We start from the raw sequence: 1,152 nt of genomic DNA, 5'->3' as shown, positions 1-1,152 counted from the left end.
CATCTGAACCTGGCTTATCGGTGGTTTTGCCGGCTGGACCTCAGCGACCAGGTGCCGGATCACTCGACCTTTTCCAAGAACCGGCACGGTCGGTTCCGTGACAGCGAACTGCTACGCCACCTGTTCGAGACGACCGTCGCACGGTGCATCGAAGAGGGGCTGGTCAGCGGTCAAAGGATGGCCGCCGACGCCAGTCTGATCGAAGCCGATGCCAACAAGCAGAACTCGACACCGAAGGAGGAGTGGGACGCCGGGTCGATCAATCCCGCCGACGCGTCCCGGGCGGTCAGAGAGTATCTCGACACCCTGGACGAGGCAGCATTCGGTGCTGCCAGTAAGGTCGAGCCCAAGTTCACCTCGCATTCCGACCCGGCCAGCCAGTGGACGGCTGCCCGCAAGGGCCCGGCATTCTTCAGCTATTCCGACAATTATCTGATCGATACGGACCATGGCGTGATCGTGGATGTCGAGGCGACCCGCTCAATCCGACAGGCCGAGGTCGGTTCGACCAGGACCATGCTGGAGCGCGTGAAAGCCAGGTTCGACCTCCACCCTGAACGCCTGATTGCGGACACCGCCTATGGCACCGCGCCGATGCTGGGCTGGTTGGTGGGGCAGCAGATTGCCCCGCACATCCCGGTCTTCGACAAGTCGGGGCGCAGCGACGGGACCTGGACCCGCGCCGACTTCGAGTGGGATGCGGAGAACGATCAGTACATCTGCCCAGAAGGCCACGAACTGAAGCAGTTCCGCCGGAACTACTCCGACCCGAACCGGGGCCCGACCGGCAAGGGCACAGCCCGCTATCGAGCGCTGAAAGAGGTCTGTCAGGTCTGTCCATCAAAGGCGAAGTGCTGCCCGAACGCGGATGTCCGCAAGATCACCCGCGAGGAACATGAAGATGCCCGCCAGGTCGCTCGCGACATCGCCAAAACCGAGCAGTACGCGATCTCGATGAAGCTGCGGAAGAAGGTCGAGATGCTCTTTGCCCACCTCAAGAGGATCCTCGGCCTCAACCGGCTCCGATTACGTGGCCCGCACGGCGCAAACGACGAATTTCTCCTCGCCGCAACCGCTCAGAACCTCCGCAAACTGGCCAAGGTCCTTCCTGCACCGCAGCAATCCCGGAACGCCTGACAGGAAAGGCGCTCG

1 protein-coding gene is annotated in these 1,152 nt (G+C 62.7%); it reads left to right on the top strand.

The window, feature by feature from the left end; all coding sequences use genetic code 11:
• Positions 1-1,137 (top strand): transposase (locus FQK05_RS25775; protein ID WP_158972441.1); only part of this gene is annotated, 1,137 nt, incomplete at its 5' end.
• Between the last annotated feature and the right edge of the window lie 15 nt (positions 1,138-1,152).

Origin of the sequence: Chachezhania sediminis (assembly GCF_009765275.1) — a bacterium.
Taxonomy (GTDB): domain Bacteria; phylum Pseudomonadota; class Alphaproteobacteria; order Rhodobacterales; family Rhodobacteraceae; genus Chachezhania; species Chachezhania sediminis.
This window is presented reverse-complemented; position numbering and strand designations above follow the sequence as displayed.